At 45.0% G+C, this 715-nt stretch carries 1 protein-coding gene; it reads right to left on the bottom strand.

The window, feature by feature from the left end; all coding sequences use genetic code 11:
- Positions 1-715: AAA family ATPase (locus Q3C19_RS18300; protein WP_302731299.1), on the bottom strand; the 715-nt coding region annotated here is incomplete at both ends.

The raw sequence follows: 715 nt of genomic DNA, 5'->3' as shown, positions 1-715 counted from the left end.
CTTCCGGTAATGCCCCTTCTGACTTGTAGTAACTGATCATCTGACGTACTTCTTCCGTGCTGAAACCGATGATACTATTGAATTCCGGTTTCATGCTGATGTTTGTCCCGATATTGAATCCGCTGGTTACGTCATCCATCGTAACGGGGCTGACACCGGTAATAAACAAACGGTCAATCGCTGCATCGGGTCCGGTAGTAGCCGCTTTGATAACATTGAAAAATTCACGGATAAATCCTTCACCATGTGTCGTTTTGCGGTAACGTTCTGTGCCGTAAGTGGCCAATAGGGTATTGGTAAAGTTGTCGTACTCGTCAATCAGCAGATAGATGTGCGGACAGTTGTTGTCGCTGATATAGCGGGCAAGCGCATCCAACATCAGACCGGGAGAATCATTAAAGATGCTCAATTCACTCCAGATTTCATTCCCCAACAGATACTCGTATTTCTTCACAAAACGAGTGATTGTGGAACTACAGTAGGTTTTAAACGATTGTTCCATTTCATCAGGATTGGAACTAACAATGGAGAAATTGAATCTGAGCACCAAATACTTATTATGCACCTTTGTGGCATGCTTCCCGATATACAGTTCACCGAAAAGTTCTTCGAAGCGGTCGGCATAATCTACGCTGTAATATGTCTCCAACATGGCCAGAAACAACGACTTGCCGAAACGGCGGGGACGGAGCAGGAAAAGATAATTCGGCTGGTC

The organism is Bacteroides sp. ET489 (assembly GCF_030518095.1).
Taxonomy (GTDB): Bacteria; Bacteroidota; Bacteroidia; order Bacteroidales; family Bacteroidaceae; genus Bacteroides; species Bacteroides ndongoniae.
Note: the sequence above shows the minus strand (reverse complement) of the source record. Positions and strands in the feature narration are given on the sequence as shown.